The organism is Streptomyces corynorhini (genome assembly GCF_003346515.1).
GTDB lineage: Bacteria > Actinomycetota > Actinomycetes > Streptomycetales > Streptomycetaceae > Streptomyces > Streptomyces corynorhini.
Map to the genome: position 1 here is coordinate 1 of NZ_QQNA01000298.1, position 2410 is coordinate 2410.

2 protein-coding genes are annotated in these 2410 nt (G+C 72.6%); both read right to left on the reverse strand.

Annotation, left to right across the window (positions count from 1 at the left end; genetic code table 11):
* A partial coding sequence (locus DVH02_RS29705) for a sensor histidine kinase (RefSeq protein ID WP_199566462.1) occupies positions 1-1311 on the reverse strand: 1311 nt, incomplete at its 3' end.
* 14 nt (positions 1312-1325) lie between these two features.
* A complete protein-coding gene (locus tag DVH02_RS29710; RefSeq protein WP_114626950.1) occupies positions 1326-2084 on the reverse strand; it encodes a response regulator transcription factor in 759 nt (252 codons plus the stop codon).
* Positions 2085-2410: the final 326 nt, after the last annotated feature.

The window sequence follows — 2410 nt, forward strand, 5'->3', positions numbered from 1 at the left end:
CGGCGCCCGGCCCGCGTACGCGGGCCGGGCGCCGGTCACGCGCACGCGCGCGGTCACGGTGGTACCGGGCGGGGTGTGCGTACGGGCGTTGGCCAGGAGGTTGACGAGCACCTGCTGCAGGCGGGGCGCGTCGCCCCGTACCGCCGCCTCGGGCTCGTCGGGTTCGGGCAGTTCGAGGCGCCAGTGGTGGCTCTGTCCAGCGGCGTGCGCGTCGCTGACCGCGTCCACGACCAGCGGGGAGAGGTCCGTGGCCTCGTACGAGAGCGGGCGTCCGGCGTCCAGCCGGGCCAGCAGCAGCAGGTTCTCGACGAGCCCCGTCATCCGCTCCGCCTCGGCCTCGATGCGCCCGAGCGCGTACCGGGTGTCGGGGCCGGTCTCCTCGCGCCCGCGCCGGGTGAGTTCGGCGTAGCCGCGGATCGAGGCGAGCGGTGTGCGCAGCTCGTGGCTGGCGTCGGCGACGAACTGCCGTACCCGCGTCTCGCTCTCCTGCCGGGCGGCGAGCGCGGAGCCGACGTGCCCGAGCATCCGGTTGAGCGCGGCGCCGACCTGGCCCACCTCCGTACGGGGGTCGGACTCGGAGTCGGGGACGCGGACGAGCGGGGCCACCTCGCCGCTGTGCAGCGGGAGTTCGGAGACCCGGGTGGCCGTGTTGGCGACCCGGCGCAGCGGTCGCAGCGCGACGCCGACCAGGGCGCTGCCGGCGATCCCGGCGGCGATCAGCCCGGCGACGGTGACACAGATCTCCACGATCACCAGGGTGTTGAGGTTGTCCTGCACCTCGGTGAGGGGCACCCCCACGAGGAAGGCGCCGTTGGAGCCGGTGATGTACTCGACGCGGTAGTCACCGAGGCCGGGCAGGGTCACGGTGTGCATGTCCCCGTCCTGGGGAACGGTGTTGAGGGCGTTCTTCTGGCCCGTCGTGAGCACCTTCTCGGTGATCTTCGGGCCCGTACTGTCGTTCTCGGTCGTCGCGAGGCGCAGCCCCCGGCTGATGGTGTTGTCGGTCCCGACCTGGCCGCCGACCGTCCCGACCTGCGCTCCGCCGCCCGTCACGATCTTGAGCGGGTCCTCGCCGTTCTGGGGCCCGCCGAACGGTCTGCCGGGCGTGGCCTCGCCGACCGGCGGTCCGGCCGCCCGCTTGGCGATGGCGTGCACCTGGGTGTCGAGCTGGTCGTACAGCTTGGAGCGGAACGCGATCGTGGTGACCGCCCCGATGACCGACGCCACCACGGCGATCAGCAGGACCGCCGACACGACCAGCCGGGTCCGCAGCGACCACCGTCGGCCCGCGCCGCCGATGCCCGTGTCCATGCCTCGGGTCCCGCTCATCGTGGGGCGTCGCCCGGCTGCTCGCCCGGCTTGATCAGATAGCCCGCGCCGCGCCGGGTGTGGATCATCGGCGGGCGGCCCGCGTCGATCTTCCGGCGCAGATAGGAGATGTACAGCTCCACGACGTTGGCCTGGCCGCCGAAGTCGTACGACCAGACCCGGTCCAGGATCTGCGCCTTGCTGAGCACGCGGCGCGGATTGCGCATGAGGTAGCGCAGCAGCTCGAACTCGGTCGCGGTCAGGTGGATGGACTGCCCGGCGCGCGTCACGTCGTGGCTGTCCTCGTCCAGGGTGAGGTCCCCGACGACGAGCAGCGACTCGCTCCGTACGTCGGCCGCGCCGGAGCGCCGGATCAGCCCGCGCAGCCGGGCCACGACCTCCTCCAGGCTGAACGGCTTGGTGACGTAGTCGTCGCCGCCCGCCGTCAGCCCGGCGATGCGGTCCTCCACCGAGTCCTTCGCGGTGAGGAACAGCACCGGCACCTGCGGCAGATCGCGCCGCAGCCGGCCGAGCACCGCCAGTCCGTCCATGTCGGGCAGCATCACGTCCAGCACGACGGCGTCGGGCCGGAACTCCCGCGCGGTACGGGCGGCACCGGCGCCGTCCCCGGCGCTGCGCACCTCCCATCCCTCGTAGCGCAGGGCCATGGAGAGCAACTCCGTGAGGGACGCCTCGTCGTCGACGACGAGCACCCGTACGGGGCTCCCGTCCGGCCTGAGCATTTCGGAACGCCCGCGGGGCGAGGTGATGGTCATGGTGTCACCCTCGGCAAACGGTCTGAGAGCGCGCTTTCCTCTTCCTGTGAATTCCCTGAGAAAACTGTGAGCCTCAGAAAAGCCCGTCCTGCACGCCGTCGCGCCGGGGGTCGTGGACGGGGATGACGGGAACGGTGACGGCGCGCCCGGAGCCGGTACGCCCGGAGCCGGTATGTCCGGAGCCGGTACGCCCGGAGCCGGTGCGGCTTCCCGTACCGCCTCCTTCGCCGCCTCCCTCACCACCCCCCGTACCGCCTCCCTCGCCACCCGCCGTACCGCTTCCCTCGCCACCCCCCGTACCGCTTCCCTCACCGCCTACGGAGTCG